Below are 16233 nucleotides of genomic sequence, written 5' to 3' on the forward strand. Positions count from 1 at the left end.
ACGGTTTATCCTTTCCGCGCTGCGCGCTCACCAATCACGCGGGCGGCGTAGACACCGGATGCACTCGCCTGGGAAAGGCCGCGAGTAATGCCCGCGCCGTCGCCGATGGCAAAGAAATTGGGCAGCTGGGTTTCCAGGTTGCCATCAAGTTCCAGACGGGAACTATAAAACTTGACCTCTACACCGTAAAGAAGCGTATCATCATTGGCCGTTCCTGGGGCAACCTTATCGAGCGCGTAAATCATTTCAATGATGTTGTCCAAATGCCGCTTTGGCAGGACAAGGCTCAAATCGCCGGGCACGGCGTTCAAGGTCGGTCGAAGAAAACTCTTGCTGAGACGATGGGCATTGGTTCGGCGGCCCTTGACCAAATCCCCGAAGCGCTGGACAAGGACGCCGCCGCCCAGCATATTTGACAGGGAAGCGATGTGTTTTCCGTAGCGGTGCGGTTCCTTGAAAGGTTCCGTGAACTTGTTGCTCACAAGAAGGGCAAAGTTTGTATTGCCGCTGTTGCGGGCCGGATCACTGAAGGAGTGCCCGTTGACCGTAACGATTCCATCCGTATTTTCTGCAACGACATACCCATTGGGATTCATGCAGAAAGTGCGGACCCTGTCGCCATACTGCTTGGTTGTATATACGAGTTTGGCTTCATAGACTTCATTTGTGATATCTTCAAAGACCTGAGCCGGCACTTCGACACGGACACCGACATCAACTTGGTTGTTTGTCAGGTCAAGTCCCAACTGTTCACATTCCTTGCTGAACCATTCGGCACCGGCGCGGCCCGGAGCACCAATGAGGTAAGTGCAGTCCACCGGTTCTTCCTGCCCTTTGATGAGGAGGCGATAGCCATCCTCTTTTTTTTCAATATGGGCCACCTGGGTATCGCAGCTGATTTCAATGCCATGAGCCAAAAGGAAACGGTAGATGCTTCCCATCAGGAGGCGGTTGTTATCGGTCCCCAAATGACGGACCTTCGCGTTGAGCAGATGCAGGTCATAGCCCAGCGCTTTTTTCCCAATGCGACAGTTCTTTGTGGAAAAGACTTCCCCCGGCGCGCCGTGGCGGCAGTTGATTTCATCGACATAATCAATGAGTTCCATGACGGTCTTTTTCGGCAGGTAATCACTCAGCCAGCCGCCAAATTCCGTCGTAAAGTTATATTTGCCGTCAGAAAAGGCGCCGGCCCCGCCAAAGCCGCGCATAATGCTGCAGGGCGTGCAGCGGACACACTGTTCGGTCTTTCCTGCAATGATGGGACAGTTGCGGAAATCAATGGCATGCCCTTCTTCAAGGATCACCACTTTTATATCGGGGTATTTCAGGGCAAATTCATAAGCGGCATAAATTGCCGCAGGACCGCCGCCAATGATCGCTACATCTCTTTTCATTTCTTGAACACCTCTTTGTCATTGACCGTATTGAAAATAATGGAAGAAATCTGATTGATGGTCTTCATGGTTTCATCCTTGCGAAGGGCTTTATCCGTCATGATGACAAGGATGTATTTTTCCTTGGCATAAATGATGCCCCCTGCGTTTTGGACGCGGCCCTCACTGGTTGAGACCTGGGCAAGGCGCAGTTTCTTCGGAAGCAGGGCACCTAAAAGCTGCCGATCATTCTGTTTTTCCATGAGTCCCAACAGATAGGCATCCAGTTCCTTGGAAACACAGGTTCCTTCATAGAGCCTTGTTAGGAGCGTGACCATATCATTGACAGAGGTATAGGAAATGGTTTCACTTTTTTCCTTGTCCTCAGCCGTTTCTTCCGTTTTTACAAGATCGGGGCTCCCCAAAATGGTGTCTGCATACCCTTTTTTAAGAAGGTACGCATTGATTTCATCCCATCCGATAAGGCGCACGAGTTCATAAAGAGCGGTTTCATCCTGATCGAGCATCATGTCTTCCAAAAGGATGCGGACGGAAACCTTACTCCCCGGCTTGATTTTGGAAAGAGCCGGGCTCTTTTCGCGTAGTGCCTTGGCTGACACGGTGACCGTCTCATCAAGGGACAGATTGCCTTCTTTCACCGCATCCAGGAGCGCCGCTGCAACGTAAGGCCGGATGAGTCCTCCAGCTGGCATCTTTCCCGAAAAGTTATAGAAGACCTCTCCCGTATCGAGGGATTTATAATAGACAGAGCTCGTTGCCCCCGACTGGGCAATGACATTATTAAGAAAAGTATAAGGCAGCTTTGTATCCTTATCATGGACAAGTTGGGATTCCTGTTTTTCAATTTCCTTTTTCTGGGCAATATATTTAGGGCTCTGATGAATGAGATGAAAGGATACCCCACCCACAAGAAGCAGGAGTAAAAGACACAAAAGAATCCGCTTGTTGATACTCATAAGATTTCCATAACCCCCTGGTTTTGTTTGAGCCATCCTTCCCGTACTTTTCGGTCAGGAAGATAGCTTTCTACGTAAGACCAAAAGACGCGGTCATGATGCATGGAAAAAAGATGACACAATTCATGGACAACCACATACTCCACCGCTGACGGCGTGCAAAAAACAAGATGCCAATTAAAGCGCAGATGTCCCCGGCTGCTGCATGAACCCCACCGTGTCCGTGCCTTGGATAAAGAAAAGGGCGGTGCGGGAAGCTGCATAAGGGCAGCGTAACGGCTGACAAGGCGCTGTAAAAACTCCTTTAAAAGCCCGCACAAATAGCGCTGCAGGTCCACCTTTGCCGCAGTCACAGGAAAAAAGAGTTCCCCGCTTGTTTCCTTGAAGGAAATGCCATTTTCTTCCGTCATGCGAAGCGTCACGTTCCTTCCCAAGATAGGAAGGGTCTCCCCTTCCCTCAGAGTAAGGGCTCCGTAGCGGGCGCGGCGGCGGCGCATCCTCGCGGCGTGCGTCTCAATCCATTCCTTTTTTTCCGCTACAAAACGATCAATATATATTTTTGGCGTCCCGTAAGGGGCCCGCACGATGAGCTGACCGTCCCGGTCGATTTCAAGGGCAAGGGTCCTTCGGCGTGAAAAAACAAGTTTTGAAGATACCATAGCCATTCTATTATAACACAATGTCCTTCCTGAAACGGGAAAAATATTTTAGCAGCGCTGTGACTCCGTCAGGAAAAAAGCTCTGTTCTAGGCGTCAGAAACATGATTCCAAGACCTTTTGGGAGGCAAAAAAGACCCTCCGCCCAACGTAACGGAAGGTTTTGAAAAAGCTTTTTTAGAAGAAGCAAGCCCAACATATCAGTTGGATCAGGTACGGTTCAGCTATCTTCTTCATTTTTTATGGGACGCACTTCAACAACAATTTCCTTCACGCGGTGGGCATCCGTCTTCGTCACCGTTACATGGAGATTCTTTTCGTCAAAGGAAGCCCCTTTTTCGGGAATTTCGCCCAGACGCTCAATGACCCATCCGCTGATGGAATTATTTTCCAGGCCATAGACAGCATTATCAAGGTCCAGGTAGCGGAAAAGATCAAAGAGGTTCGCGTTTTGTCCATTGGAATCGCAGTTAACAAGATACGTATGTTGGGCAATCTTGCGGAAAGATGAAGTCATGCGGTCATGTTCATCCCAAATCTCACCGACCAATTCTTCAACAATGTCCTCGGTTGTCACAAGGCCGTCAATGGTCCCATAACTATCGACAACAATAGCCATTTCCACCTTGGCCTTCTGCAAGTTTTGAATGACAAGGCCAATTTTTGTCGAAGTATGGACAAAAACCACAGGCTTCAGGATGGTCTTGAGGTCAAAATCGGGATCTTTGAGATAGGACGCGTAAAAATCACGGGCATGGACGGCCCCGATGATTTCACTGTAGTCGTCCTTAAAAACGGGAAGACGGGAGAATCCTTTTGTTGAAAAAATGGCAAGGGCCGCTTTGTTCCCCTCAGAAATATCGATGGCTTCAATGTCGACACGAGGCGTCATGATCTCCCGAACACGGATATCACTGAATTCAATGGCTGACTTGATGCGCAGGCTGTCCGCTTTCTTGATGAAGCCCCCTGTTTCCACTTCATCAACCATGAGCATGAGTTCCTCTTCCGTAGCAGAACGAGGGGGCATCTTGGAAGCATAGCGTCCCATGGCCTTTTTGACGATACGGAACAAAAAGGTAAAGGGAATAAATAGGAGGACGAGGACGGAAAGGAGCCGCGCCGATTTCATGGCATATTTTTCAGGTTGATCCTTAGCGAGGTCTTTAGGAATGATTTCTCCAAAGATCAGGATGATGACTGTCGTCAGCACCGTAGCAAGGGCAAGGCCCGAAGCTCCCATATAGGCTGTTGAGACGGCAGCAGCCAAGGAGGCCGCAGCAATGTTGACGACATTATTGCCAATCAGGATGGTCGTGAGCGTCCGGTCAAAACTGTCAAGGAGTTTCATCACGATGCTCGCCCGTTTATCACCCGTGCGGGCGATATTCTTGAGCCGCAGTTTGTTGCTTCCGGTCAGCGCGGTTTCCGCCGCTGAAAAAAACGCCGAAAAAAAGATAAAAAGAACAAGGATCAGGGCAAGGATCCCTGATGGGATTTCAAGATTTTCCAAAGTGACACTTCCTTTTAGGATGATGATTCCCCTTATTATAGAAAAAGTGGGAAGCAAGGTCAAATCAGGAGCCTGCCGTCATCAGCCAAAGGCATGGGTCAAAAGACCGTCCTTGAGGGCCTCTACCGTAGCAGCAAGCCCAAGAGGATGAGCAGCGGCAAGCTCCGTTTCCTTTCCGTAGCCGTAGGTTACCCCTACACAGTCGATGCCTATCTTGCGGGCACCTTCAACATCATAGGCCGTATCCCCCACCATGAGGACGCGTTCCTTTGTCTTTTGAAGGCCAAGCCGGTTCAGGACCTCTGCGATGACTGCACTTTTGGTTCGTCGGGAGGCATCGAAGGAAGCACCGCCAATTTCCCGAAAATAAGGCGTAAGGCCAAAATGATCGGTAATGTGACGCACAAAAACTTCCGGTTTGGCCGATGCCGTAGCAAGCAGGAACCCCGCCTCATCAAGCGCCTCCAATAGGTCCGTAATGCCTGGGTACAGTTCATTTTCAAAGATGCCAATTGCAGTGTAGCGTTTCCGGTACAGGGCTGTCGCCTCAAGGGCCATGGCTTCGGTAAACCCAGGAAGGGTCAGGAAAGAATCGACAAGGGGCGGTCCGATGAAATAAAAAAGGTCCTTTTTCGCAGGTACCGGCATGCCTAGTTCCCTGAGCGCATATTGGACGCAGCGGATGATTCCCTCCTCCGATTTCGTGAGGGTTCCGTCAAGATCAAAGAATATCACGTCTTTCATAGGTACGTTCCTTTCAAGAAAGGGGCAGGGCCCCATCAAAGTGACAGGAAAACGGGGCTGCAGCAGTGCCGCAGTCCCGTCAGCAAAAGCAAAGGTCCTATCTATTCTACCATTTTTTCTCTAAAATGACACTCCATAGAATGCCTTCCCGCAGTTTCTGCTGCCGGCTGTGGCGCCTATGCGCTGTCTGGACGGCTTTTTGAGCTTCTCTCAGGTCCTCCTGGTTCGGGACTAACTGAACGCTGGGTTTTAGCTCCTCAAGGCTTTCTTTGAGGGGACCGCGGTCCTTACTTTCCGCAAGGACTGCCGCCGCTCCATCACAAGGAACGGGGGCTTCATGCGGCCGCTTTTTTGACCTTATCCGCAGAGGCCGCTTTTCCTTGAGGACAGGACGCTTTTTTCGCGCAATGAGGTGTGCATTGGAAAAAACGATAAAAGCGAGGAAGATAAAGAAAATGAAATGATCCATGCGGCGGCCTCCTTACTCTTCACTTGGATGATCCACTCCCTGCAGGGGCTCACCGCCTGCAATCTGCTCCCTCATGGCCGTATCGGCATTGATGTTCTTCATGCGGTAATAGTCCATGACACCCAGGTGTCCTTCACGCAGGGCGGACGCCAGGGCAGCCGGAACTTCAGCCTGGGCTTCGACGACCTTGGCCTTCATTTCCTGCGTATAGGCACGCATTTCCTGTTCCTTGGCCACAGCCATAGCCCTCCGTTCTTCCGCTTTTGCCTGGGCAATGTTCTTATCGGCTTCGGCCTGGTCTGTCATGAGCTGGGCACCAATATTGCGTCCCACATCAACATCGGCAATATCAATGGAAAGGATTTCAAAAGCTGAGCCAGCATCAAGTCCCTTGCTAAGGACCGTGCGGGAAATATGATCCGGGTTTTCGAGGACGTCCGTATGCTCTTCCGAGGAACCTACCGTGGTGACAATGCCTTCTCCGACTCGGGCAATGATGGTCGATTCCCCGGCACCGCCAACAAGGCGGTCAATATTGGCACGAACCGTAACACGGGCCCGAACCTTAAGTTCAATCCCATTTTTGGCTACGGCTGAAATCAACGGGGTTTCAATGACTTTCGGATTGACGCTCATCTGCACGGCTTCCAGGACGTCGCGTCCAGCTAGGTCAATGGCGGCAGCCCGTTCAAAGGTAAGGGGGATGGCAGCCCGTTCCGCTGCAATGAGGGCATCAACAACGCGGTCCACGTCCCCACCGGCAAGATAATGGGCTTCAAGTTGATCCACATTGACATCAAGACCGGCTTTATTGGCCTTCACCAGGGGCAGGACAATCTTTGAGGGCACAACACGGCGCAGCCGCATCCCAACAAGGGTAAAGATTCCCACGTTGACCCCGGCGGCAAGAGCGGACACCCAAAGACCAAGGGGCACAAAGTGCAGAAAGAGGACAATGAGGACAAAAAGAATCAGGACAACGAAGGAACTGCTCAATAAAGCAATCATGGGACCTCCTTTTCAACAACGAGCTGCCGTGAACTGACGGCAATGACTTTGACCGGTGTGCCGGCCTCATAGAATTCCCCGCGGGTCATGGCATCATAAGGCTCCCCGTGGATTGCGACGCGTCCGGATGGGCGCAGGGGCGTTTCCGCCGTTCCCGTCTGTCCCACCATCTGGGGTAGGCGTTCAGTGGCTTCATAGCCTTTATCGGCGGTAAAGCGCAGTCCTAAGGTAATGCGGCGGCCAATGCGGCTGTGCGGGCCTTTGTGAAAGAACCAATAGCCTAGGACAAGGGTCAAAAAAAGCAGGGCACCGACAATGAAAAGCGCCTGTCCCCCACCGCCAAGATAGAGAAAGAGAGCGGCCAAGAGGGAGAAAAGACCGGTCACGCCAAAAATCCCAAATCCGGGAATTGCAGCTTCTACCATGAGCAAGACGACGCCGATTAGAAGAAACGTCATAAACATAAGGAATCCCTCCTTTTATCAGAGGCGTTTACCTCTATATTCTACAACATACGGGAAATTCCTTTTTTAAGCAGCAAAAAAGACCTCTGGAATCATCCAAAGGTCTTATTCTCGGGAGTTGGTGGGCGCTAACAGGATCGAACTGCTGACATTCTGCTTGTAAGGCAGACGCTCTCCCAGCTGAGCTAAGCGCCCATCAAAGTTGGTGACCGGAGGGGGAATCGAACCCCCGATACCGCCGTGAAAGGGCGGTGTCTTAACCGCTTGACCATCCGGCCAAAAAAAATGGTGATCCGCCAGAGGATCGAACTCTGGACACCCTGATTAAGAGTCAGGTGCTCTACCAGCTGAGCTAGCGGACCACGTCAGTCACTGAAAAGTGACTACTCGTATATAATACAGCATGAGGTCATTTTATGCAAGTACTTTTTTCTTTTTTTGAAAAAAATTTTTACAGGGTCTTGCTGGATTCCCTATGGACAAAACGTCCCTTCTCCTCCCCTTCAAAGGAGCCTTTTCAAAAGAAAACAGGATACCGTCCCCAAAAACGAAACGATACCCTGCTTTATGATTCATTTATTTGTGAGTGCCGCGGCTGCGCAGCTTGATCCACAAGGGACCAGCCAGGAAGGTCGACGTATAGAACCCACTACTAAAGCCAACAAGCATAGCAAAAGAAAAGTTCCGAATCGTCTCCCCACCAAACAGGAAGATGGCAATGACGGCAAAAAGGGTCGTCGCCGACGTATAGATGGAACGGTTCATCGTCTGCCAGATTGAATTATCCACCATATCCCCCAAGCTTTCGCTGCGGCGGTGAGTATGGAGGTTTTCCCGGATCCGGTCAAAAATAACAATCGTTCCGTTAATGGAGTAGCCAACCACCGTAAGGAGCGCCGCCACAAAGGACGAATCCATTTCAAGCTGCAGAAGGGAGAACCAACTGAGCGTGACCATGACGTCGATGATAAGGGCGATAATGGCGGCAAAGGCAAAGTTATGCTCAAAGCGGATCGTGATGTAGATGATCATGAGCACCCAGCTGAGAGCAACGGCGCCCATAGCCGATTTTACAAGGTCGCGGCCTACCGTGGCCCCGACGTTTTCCACACGCAGGACCTCATTGGGTCCCAGCCGATTAGTCATGTCCGTCATGGTCTCAACGCGCTGGTCATCACTGATGATGCCCGTACGGATGAGGACGGACTGGCTTTCTTCGGTTTGCTGTCCATCCATACTGCCCAACTGGATGATACTGCTGCCCAGCTTATGGTCTGAAAGGACATCACGGACCTCACTTACGGTTACAGGGTTCTCGAACTTCACATCAATGATGCTGCCGCCCGTGAAATCAATACCGAGATTGAAGCCCCTTGTGAGCATGGACACAACGCCCACCAAAAGGAAGATCAGGGAAATGGAAAAGAAGACCTTCGCTTTTTTCACAATGGAAAAGTGCTTCATTTTTCCACCTCCTTATCTTTTTTCGGAAGGCTGGCTCCATAGAAGAAAGGATTCTTCGTAAATTGGCTGCCAACCAAGGCGTTCAAGATGAACTTCGTAACCGTAATGGCCGTAAACATACTGATGAGGACACCTAAGGCCAACGTCACGGCAAATCCACGGATGGGGCCTGTGCCAAGATAGAACAGCACGGCAGCGGCCATGATGGTCGTCACATTGGAGTCCATAATGGTTACAAAGGCACGGGAAAAACCGGCATTTACGGCTGCGCGCAAGGTCTTGCCCGCTTTCAGTTCTTCCTTGAAGCGTTCAAAGATAAGGACGTTGGCATCGACCGCCATCCCAATGGAAAGAATGATCCCCGCGATTCCCGGAAGGGTCAGGGTGGCATTGAGGCCTTTCATGACGGCAAGGACGAGGAGCGTATAAAGAAGCAGCACAACGTCAGCAATGAACCCAGACAGGCGGTAAAAGAGCAGCATGAAGATAAAGACGCCAGCAACCCCAATGGCAAATGCCTTGACGCTCTTATCCTTGGAATCCTGGCCCAAGGTCGGACCGACGGTGCGGTTTTCCACCACTTCGAGCTTGATGGGAAGGGATCCACTGCGGAGCAAGATAGCCAGATGTTCAGCTTCCTGGGCATTTTGGGAACCCGTAATCTGGGCATTTCCGCCCGTAATCGGTTCACTGACACGAGGCGCTGTCAGGACCTTGCCATCCAGCAGGATGGCAATCTGGTTGCCTACATTCTTTGCGGTCAGTTCGGCAAACTTCTTGGCTCCTTCCTCATTGAACTGAAGGGTAACGACAGGACGGCCCGACTGATCGGCACTTGCCTTGGAATCTTTCAGGTCCTTACCAGTCAGGACCGTATTGCCTTCCATGTCCTTGAATTCAAGCATAGCCGTTTTGCCAAGCATGGCAATGGCCTGTTCCGGGTCCTTGACGCCCGGGAGCTCAACAATGATCCGGTCCCGGCCCTGACGCTGGATGACCGGTTCCGTGAGGCCGAGTTCGTTGACACGGCGCTCAATGATGCTGATGGAACGGTTCATGGCATCATCATCAACTTTGGCTTCCGGTGTATCTTCGGCTTGAAGGACAACATGGGTCCCTCCCTGAAGGTCAAGGCCCTGTTTGACAGAAAGCGCCAAAGGCTTGACTAGGAGCGCAAAGCAGATGATAATGGCCAACACTGACACAATCAGCTTGATCCGATTTTTCTGCTGCAAGATAAAGTTCCTCCTTGATGGATTGCAAATTTTTGCGGATGCCTGGCATCCAAGAAAAAAGACAAGGGACCCACAAAAAGGCACAAGGCCCTTTCATGGCTCCGGTTGAGCGCGGTCCCTCCCCTGTTATGAGGCTTATTTACACACCCTAAGTGCTTTTTCCGTCACAAGATAGCGGATTTTGAAGTCATGGGCCTGAGTCGGCAGTTCTGGAAGGACCTGGACCTCATTGGCAACACCCATGGCAACCCCTTTCGTGCAGCGGGGCAGGAAACGATCATAGAATCCTTTGCCCTTTCCCAAGCGGTCGCCGTGTTCCGTAAAGGCCGCACCAGGAACAAGGATAAGGTCAATATCCTCAGGGCTGATGACCTCGACCGGCTCCTGCGGAGTACGGATGCCATACATATCCTTTGCCAGTTTCTTTAAGGTTACAAGGCGAACAGCCTGCATATGGCCATCAAGGTCCAAGATCTGGGGGACACAGACTGTCTTTCCCATATTAAGGGCTGTCTGCATCGCCTGGTCGACGGAAACTTCCTTTCCTGCCATGGCAAGATACCCCATAATGACCTTTCCTTCTAGAAATAAGCGGCTCACAGAAATGTGGCTGTTGATTTCTTTATTGAACTTATTCAGTTCGCGCTGATTGAGCCTGGCGCGTCTTTCTTCGACTTCCTTACGGACTGTGCGCTTATCCATCTTATTTGGAAGCCTCGGAAGCAGCCGTTTCCTTCGCCTCTTCAGCAGCGTCTGCTTTGGTTTCTTCTACTTTTTCTTCTGCTTTTGCTTCTGATTTTTCTTCTTTTGCAGCCTTCTGCAGTTCCGTAGTGATAACGGTCCCGACAGCAGCGCGGCGAATCCAGATTTCAACGTCTTCCGCGACCTTGATGCGGATGCGGTCATCCTTGATTTTGGCAATTTCGCCAAAGATGCCGCCAATGGTGACAATCCGCGTGCCCACTTTCAGGGAATCGAGCATATTGGCGCGCTTTTTCTGATCACGCTTCTGCGGGCGGTAGATCATGAAATAGAAAATCACACCCATAAGGATAAAAGGCCAAGCCATTTGTACAACGTTTTCCATCTTTTACTTACCTCCTACTGGTTCTTTGGTATTGGTCTAAGAACGCCGCCCTAAATTCAGGGAACGTATCATTAGCAATGGCACTGCGCATGTCCTCTGCAAATTTTAACAGAAAACGCAGATTATGTATAGATAAAAGGCGCATGGCAAGAAGTTCTTCCGATTTAAAAAGGTGCCGGATGTAGGCTCTTGAGAAGTGACGGCAGGTATAGCAGTCACAGCCTTCTTCAATAGGTCGGAAGTCCTCCCTGAATTCAAGATTTTTGAGGACGAGCCGCCCCGACCGGACCATAGCCGTTCCATTGCGCGCGACCCGCGTCGGATAGACACAGTCAAACATATCGACGCCTAGGTTCACCCCTTCCACGAGGCAGTCCGGCGTGCCAACGCCCATCAAATAACGGGCCTTGTTTTTCGGCAGGTACTGTGTCGTCTTGCCCAAGATGTCATACATCAGCTCGTGGGGCTCGCCGACACTGAGACCGCCAATAGCCATGCCGGCAAAGTCAAGTTCTGACAAGGCTTCGGCACTGTACTTGCGCAGTTCTGGGTACATACCGCCTTGAACGATGCCAAACAGGCCTTGGTCATCCCGCGTCTTTGCGGCAAGACAGCGCTTTGCCCAGCGTGTCGTTCGCTCCGTCGACTTTTTGGCATAGTCAAAATCAGCCGGATAAGGAATACATTCATCAAAGGCCATGATGATGTCGGCCCCGATGTCTTCCTGGGCCTTCATGGCCACTTCCGGACTCAGGAACTGCTTGGATCCATCAATATGGGAACGGAAGGTCACCCCGTCTTCCGTAATCTTACGGATGGCACCAAGGCTAAAGACCTGGAAGCCGCCGCTGTCCGTCAGCATGCCTCGTTCATAGTTCATGAAGCGGTGGATGCCGCCGGCCTTACGGATAAGCTCCGTCCCAGGCCGCAGGAACAGGTGGTAGGTATTGGACAGGATGACTTGGCTTTTCATGTCGTAAAGTTCTTCCGGCGTAAGCGTCTTGACTGTTGCCTGGGTCCCAACGGGCATGAACATCGGGGTATCAAAGGTACCGTGAGGCGTATGAAGCTTGCCCAAGCGGGCACCGCTCCGGGGATCTTCCTTGATGAGTTCGAAGTAAACAGCGTGCATAAAGACTCCTTTATCAATCTTTGATGAACATGGCGTCGCCAAAACTGAAGAAACGATATTTTTCCTTCACCGCTTCCCCATAGGCATGAAGGATGTTCTCCCGACTCGAAAGAGCCGAAACCAGCATGATGAGCGTACTCTGGGGAAGGTGGAAATTGGTGACAAGGGCATCGACGAAATGGAACTTAAAGCCCGGATAGATAAAAATCTTGGTCCAGTTGCCGCCGGGCACCATGGTGCCGCTTGCTCCCGCCGATTCCAAGGTGCGGACACTCGTCGTGCCGACGGCAATGATGCGCCGGCCCTCTTTCTTGGCCCGGTTCAAGGCAGCGGCTGCTTCAGGGGAAACCGTATAGAACTCACTATGCATTTCATGGTCCTCAATGCGTTCCTCACTGACAGGGCGGAATGTTCCAAGGCCAACATTCAAGGTCACAAAAACTTCTTCAACGCCCATCTCCTTGATTTTTTGCATCAATTCCTTAGTAAAGTGAAGGCCCGCCGTCGGCGCCGCGGCGCTTCCAAGCTCCCGGTTATACACGGTCTGGTAGCGTTCCTTATCCTTGAGTTTTTCATGGATATATGGCGGCAGCGGTGTTTCTCCCAAGCGGTCCAGGATTTCCTCAAAAACACCGTCAAAGCGAAAACGGGCAACACGGCCCCCAAAATCCGTTTTTTCAAGGATGGTGCAGGAAAGTTCATCACTGAAGATGATTTCCGCCCCTTCCTGGAGTTTTTTCCCTGGTTTCACAAGGACTTCCCAATCCGTATTGTTTTTTCGCGTAAGCAAAAAGACTTCAACATGGGCGCCTGTCGTCTTTGTCCCGTGCAGACGCGCCGGCATAACGCGGGTATCATTGAAGACAAGGACATCACCCGGTCTTAGGTATTCAGGAAGGTTATAAAAATGACGGTGTTCCAATGCACCTGTCTTTTTATCCATGACAAGCAGACGTGAAGCATCCCTTGGTTCAATCGGTGTTTGCGCAATGAGCTCCTTGGGCAGATCATAATCAAAATCAGTAACTTCCATATTAACTCCTTCATGGCTCGGCCCTGGGCCTCCCCGTTTGTTTGATTCATCAATCAGGCAGAAAATAGTTCCGTCCAGCCTCCATTGTATCAGGAATGGGCTGGACGGTCAAAAATGATAGGCAAAAAGAAGACGCTTTTTTGCGTTGGTTCATCCATGGCCGTAAGGCTCAGTAACGTTCTTCAAGGGAAATGCCCCGATAATAGTGCCGGAGAATGGTCTTATAATAATCCTTTTTCCGACGGGCACTCTTTTCAAGGGCCATACCGCGGGCGCCCCACTGGCTGAGTCCCACACCGTGTCCCCAACCGCCGCCGACAAAAAAGACCTTTTCGTCCTTGACCCCGGCAAATAAGCGCAGGTCCCCAACCTTCGTTCCCATGCCTTGGCGAGTCTTCTTGTCGATGGGGATCTTCTTGCGGCCCACTTCATAACCATAGGCATTCTTGATGGACACATCGATGGAGTCAGGTTCATCCGTTCCGATGGTTACCTCAAAAAGAGTGCTGTTAAGGCCCAATAAAGATCTCACCTGGCTGCCCGTGAGGGTTACGTCACGGCGGCTGCCCTTGAAGGTCATCCGTTTGACCCGGCCGCTGGTACCGCGATCACTGGACCACTTCATGGGCGCTTTTCCCAGTGGCAGGAGACGGATGCCCTGCAGCTTGCCAATGTCATAGCCGCCCTGTTTCAGCGTCCGTTCGAGCTGAGCCTCCGTAAAGCTCTTGGTCCAGCTGTAGTTGGGAGAATCCTTGTCATCATCCTTGACGGCCTGAAGATAAGGGATATCCTTTCCCCAGACATTTACGGCCGCTTCTGTATAACCGCCACTCGTACTGTGGAAAAAGGCTTGGATGGGCTCCCCGTCATAAACAGCCGTCACGCCGCGCGTTGCCTTGACGAGTTTTGTCGTATTGGGATGCTCAGCTTCGATACCGCCATAGACCTGTCCTTGGTCCGTCGCCTTGATATCAAACCCTTCATACTGGGGATGATCCAAATGGTAGAGAGCAAAGCTGCGGGCAGCAACGGCCTGGGCCTTGATGGCTTCATCAGGCCACAAAGGAATGACTTCCTTAGCCACCACCCCATAAAGATATTCCTCCACGGGAAGCGTGTTGACAATGGTAAGGCGCTTTTTTTCACGGGTCATGACCGCCGTCAAGGCCCCGCGGTATTTCTTCCGGTTCACAAGGACGGGCTGACTGGCATTTTGGGCCACAAAAGAAAGATTGCCGCCAGAAAGCTTTTTCTTATCGGCATAAAAACGTCCGCCCTTGACGGAGATGAAATGCCGCCCTGGTGACAGGGTTACCTTCTTTCCCCGTCCATCAATGACCGTTATTTTTCCAGCAGAACTCAGTTCTGCCGAATACTGGTCCACGACCAGGCCAACCCGGATCTTAGGACCTAGGGAAGCGGCCGAGGCACTTAGGGAAAAAAGCAGCATAACGGCAAGGAAAAAAGCTATCAGGATCTTTTTCATCTTCATCGCCCCGCGTCCTTTGCCATGATTTCGGGAATGTTTTTCTTCCGCTTGCGAATCTCATAGCGATCCCGTTCGCTAAAGATGCAGCCACAATACGGCTGACGGTAAAGATCAAGGTCGAGACTGATTTCAACGCCTTCTTCATACCCCGTACGAAAATCTTCATAATAGAAGGGAATCTCAAACCGCGCAGCCGCTTCTTCGGCGGTTCTGCGGATGAGGTCATGCTTTTGGTAAGGGCTTACGAGAAGAGTCGTGGAAAACGCATCGAAGCCATGTTCCTTGGCGTAGCGGGCGGCCATTTCAAGACGCACGCGATAGCAGTAAGCACAGCGCACAGTCGGTTCACTGAGCATGCCCCGAAGCGTATCTTCCAGAGGATAGCTCTTATCCGCTACGAGGGGATAATGACGGGCCTCACAAAATTCACGAAGCGTATTGAGGCGCCGCTTGAATTCTTTGTAAGGGTGTATATTGGGATTGAAGTAATACATCGTAAAGGTATGCCCTTCAGCCGTCAGTTCCTTTGTTGGATAGCAGGAACAGGGACCGCAGCAGGCATGAAGCAGGATATTCATGGTCATCTTCCTTCCGGATAGGCAATTCCAAGATAACGATATGCCGCCGCTGTTGCCTGACGGCCTTTAGGGGTCCGCTGGAGCATGCCCAGCTGCATGAGGTAAGGCTCGTAGACATCTTCTAACGTCTCTGATTCCTCATTTAACGAAGCAGCCAGGGTATCGACACCGACAGGACGGCCGCCAAAATCCTTGACAAGCTTCGTAAGCAGGCGCCGGTCACTGCGGTCAAGGCCCAAGTCGTCGATTTCAAGTCGCTCCATGGTCTTCCTGCAGATTTCCTTGGTAATCGTGTCCGCCCCGGCCACTTCGGCAAAATCCCGGACCCGTTTCAGGAGGCGATTGGCTACACGGGGCGTACCCCTGCTGCGCCGTCCGATTTCATAAGCTCCTTCATGGTCAATCTTGACGTTCAGGATTTCCGCTGCCCGTTCCACAATGATCTGGAGTTCCTCGGCCGTGTAAAATTCCAGATGGCAGATGACACCAAAGCGGTCCCGCAGCGGAGCTGCCACGCTTCCCATACGCGTTGTCGCCCCAATGAGAGTAAAGCGCGGCAGGTCAAGGCGCACACTGCGGGCAGCAGGGCCCTTGCCGATGATGATATCAAGGGCGTAGTCTTCCATAGCCGAATAAAGAATTTCTTCCACGGTCTTGGGCAGGCGGTGGATTTCATCGATAAAAAGCACTTCGCTTTCGTCCAGATTGGTCAAAATAGCGGCTAGGTCCCCCTGCCGTTCCAAGGCAGGTCCGCTGGTAATCCGGATATTGACGCCCAATTCGTTTGCGATGATGTTGGCAAGGGTCGTCTTGCCAAGGCCAGGCGGTCCATAAAGCAGGACATGATCCAAGGCTTCCCGGCGTTTGAGGGCAGCCTGAATGAAGACGGTCATATTCTCTTTGACCTTTTCCTGACCAATATATTCCTGGAGCCTGCGCGGCCGGAGACTGTACTGCCAGCCATCCTGAACCTGCTCACCGCCGGCAATGATGCGCTGATCTTCTTCCAC

Annotated in this window: 17 protein-coding genes and 3 tRNA genes; all 20 read right to left on the reverse strand. The window is 51.6% G+C overall.

The annotated features are described in order from the left end of the window. Nucleotides 1–5: 5 nt before the first annotated feature. The gene (locus HMPREF1246_RS07720) at nt 6–1394 is read right to left on the reverse strand and encodes an NAD(P)/FAD-dependent oxidoreductase (RefSeq protein WP_021737203.1); all 1389 of its coding nucleotides are present in this window, start codon (nt 1392–1394) and stop codon (nt 6–8) included. Then, nucleotides 1391–2350, reverse strand: a complete 960-nt coding sequence (locus tag HMPREF1246_RS07725) for a serine hydrolase (RefSeq protein WP_021737204.1) — start codon at nt 2348–2350, stop codon at nt 1391–1393. The genes HMPREF1246_RS07720 and HMPREF1246_RS07725 overlap by 4 nt, the downstream gene beginning before the upstream one ends. Then, nucleotides 2347–3009, reverse strand: coding sequence for a M48 family metallopeptidase (locus HMPREF1246_RS07730; RefSeq protein ID WP_021737207.1), 663 nt, complete (start codon nt 3007–3009; stop codon nt 2347–2349). The genes HMPREF1246_RS07725 and HMPREF1246_RS07730 overlap by 4 nt, the downstream gene beginning before the upstream one ends. A 218-nt stretch (nt 3010–3227) precedes the next feature. Continuing rightward, complete coding sequence (locus tag HMPREF1246_RS07735) at nt 3228–4520, reverse strand: HlyC/CorC family transporter (RefSeq protein WP_051296793.1); 1293 nt, start codon at nt 4518–4520, stop codon at nt 3228–3230. Nucleotides 4521–4601: 81 nt separating this feature from the next. Next, nucleotides 4602–5264 carry an HAD-IA family hydrolase gene (locus HMPREF1246_RS07740; RefSeq protein ID WP_016459653.1) on the reverse strand — a complete coding sequence of 221 codons (663 nt, stop codon included), beginning with the start codon at nt 5262–5264 and terminating at the stop codon, nt 4602–4604. Nucleotides 5265–5370: 106 nt separating this feature from the next. After that, nucleotides 5371–5733, reverse strand: coding sequence for a hypothetical protein (locus HMPREF1246_RS07745; RefSeq protein ID WP_021737189.1), 363 nt, complete (start codon nt 5731–5733; stop codon nt 5371–5373). A 12-nt stretch (nt 5734–5745) separates the two neighbouring features. After that, a complete protein-coding gene (gene floA / locus HMPREF1246_RS07750) occupies nt 5746–6741 on the reverse strand; it encodes a flotillin-like protein FloA (RefSeq protein WP_009015944.1) in 996 nt (331 codons plus the stop codon). Next, nucleotides 6738–7205, reverse strand: a complete 468-nt coding sequence (locus tag HMPREF1246_RS07755; protein ID WP_021737194.1) for an NfeD family protein — start codon at nt 7203–7205, stop codon at nt 6738–6740. The genes floA and HMPREF1246_RS07755 overlap by 4 nt, the downstream gene beginning before the upstream one ends. Before the next feature lie 119 nt (nt 7206–7324). Continuing rightward, nucleotides 7325–7400, reverse strand: a tRNA-Val gene (locus HMPREF1246_RS07760). An 8-nt stretch (nt 7401–7408) separates the two neighbouring features. Beyond that, nucleotides 7409–7483, reverse strand: a tRNA-Glu gene (locus HMPREF1246_RS07765). An 8-nt stretch (nt 7484–7491) separates the two neighbouring features. Next, a tRNA-Lys gene (locus tag HMPREF1246_RS07770) sits at nt 7492–7567 on the reverse strand. A 214-nt stretch (nt 7568–7781) separates the two neighbouring features. Beyond that, a complete protein-coding gene (gene secF, locus HMPREF1246_RS07780) occupies nt 7782–8669 on the reverse strand; it encodes a protein translocase subunit SecF (protein ID WP_014128298.1) in 888 nt (295 codons plus the stop codon). Beyond that, nucleotides 8666–9904: a protein translocase subunit SecD gene (secD, locus tag HMPREF1246_RS07785; RefSeq protein ID WP_021737192.1), complete on the reverse strand. Its 1239-nt coding sequence runs from the start codon at nt 9902–9904 to the stop codon at nt 8666–8668. The genes secF and secD overlap by 4 nt, the downstream gene beginning before the upstream one ends. Before the next feature lie 135 nt (nt 9905–10039). After that, the gene (locus HMPREF1246_RS07790; RefSeq protein WP_009016307.1) at nt 10040–10606 is read right to left on the reverse strand and encodes a 5-formyltetrahydrofolate cyclo-ligase; all 567 of its coding nucleotides are present in this window, start codon (nt 10604–10606) and stop codon (nt 10040–10042) included. A gap of 1 nt (nt 10607) precedes the next feature. Next, nucleotides 10608–10991 (reverse strand): preprotein translocase subunit YajC, encoded by a 384-nt coding sequence (gene yajC / locus HMPREF1246_RS07795; protein ID WP_009016306.1) that lies wholly within the window; start codon nt 10989–10991, stop codon nt 10608–10610. 7 nt (nt 10992–10998) lie between these two features. Continuing rightward, nucleotides 10999–12123, reverse strand: a complete 1125-nt coding sequence (tgt, locus tag HMPREF1246_RS07800; RefSeq protein ID WP_009016305.1) for a tRNA guanosine(34) transglycosylase Tgt — start codon at nt 12121–12123, stop codon at nt 10999–11001. Between the two features lie 13 nt (nt 12124–12136). Then, a complete protein-coding gene (gene queA, locus HMPREF1246_RS07805) occupies nt 12137–13156 on the reverse strand; it encodes a tRNA preQ1(34) S-adenosylmethionine ribosyltransferase-isomerase QueA (RefSeq protein WP_021737169.1) in 1020 nt (339 codons plus the stop codon). A 169-nt stretch (nt 13157–13325) separates the two neighbouring features. Next, nucleotides 13326–14648, reverse strand: coding sequence for a SpoIID/LytB domain-containing protein (locus HMPREF1246_RS07810; RefSeq protein ID WP_021737185.1), 1323 nt, complete (start codon nt 14646–14648; stop codon nt 13326–13328). After that, nucleotides 14645–15223 (reverse strand): epoxyqueuosine reductase QueH, encoded by a 579-nt coding sequence (locus tag HMPREF1246_RS07815; protein ID WP_016459655.1) that lies wholly within the window; start codon nt 15221–15223, stop codon nt 14645–14647. The genes HMPREF1246_RS07810 and HMPREF1246_RS07815 overlap by 4 nt, the downstream gene beginning before the upstream one ends. A 2-nt stretch (nt 15224–15225) precedes the next feature. Continuing rightward, nucleotides 15226–16233 (reverse strand): Holliday junction branch migration DNA helicase RuvB, encoded by a 1008-nt coding sequence (gene ruvB, locus HMPREF1246_RS07820; protein ID WP_009016301.1) that lies wholly within the window; start codon nt 16231–16233, stop codon nt 15226–15228.

The organism is Acidaminococcus sp. BV3L6, from assembly GCF_000468835.1.
Classification (GTDB): domain Bacteria; phylum Bacillota; class Negativicutes; order Acidaminococcales; family Acidaminococcaceae; genus Acidaminococcus; species Acidaminococcus intestini.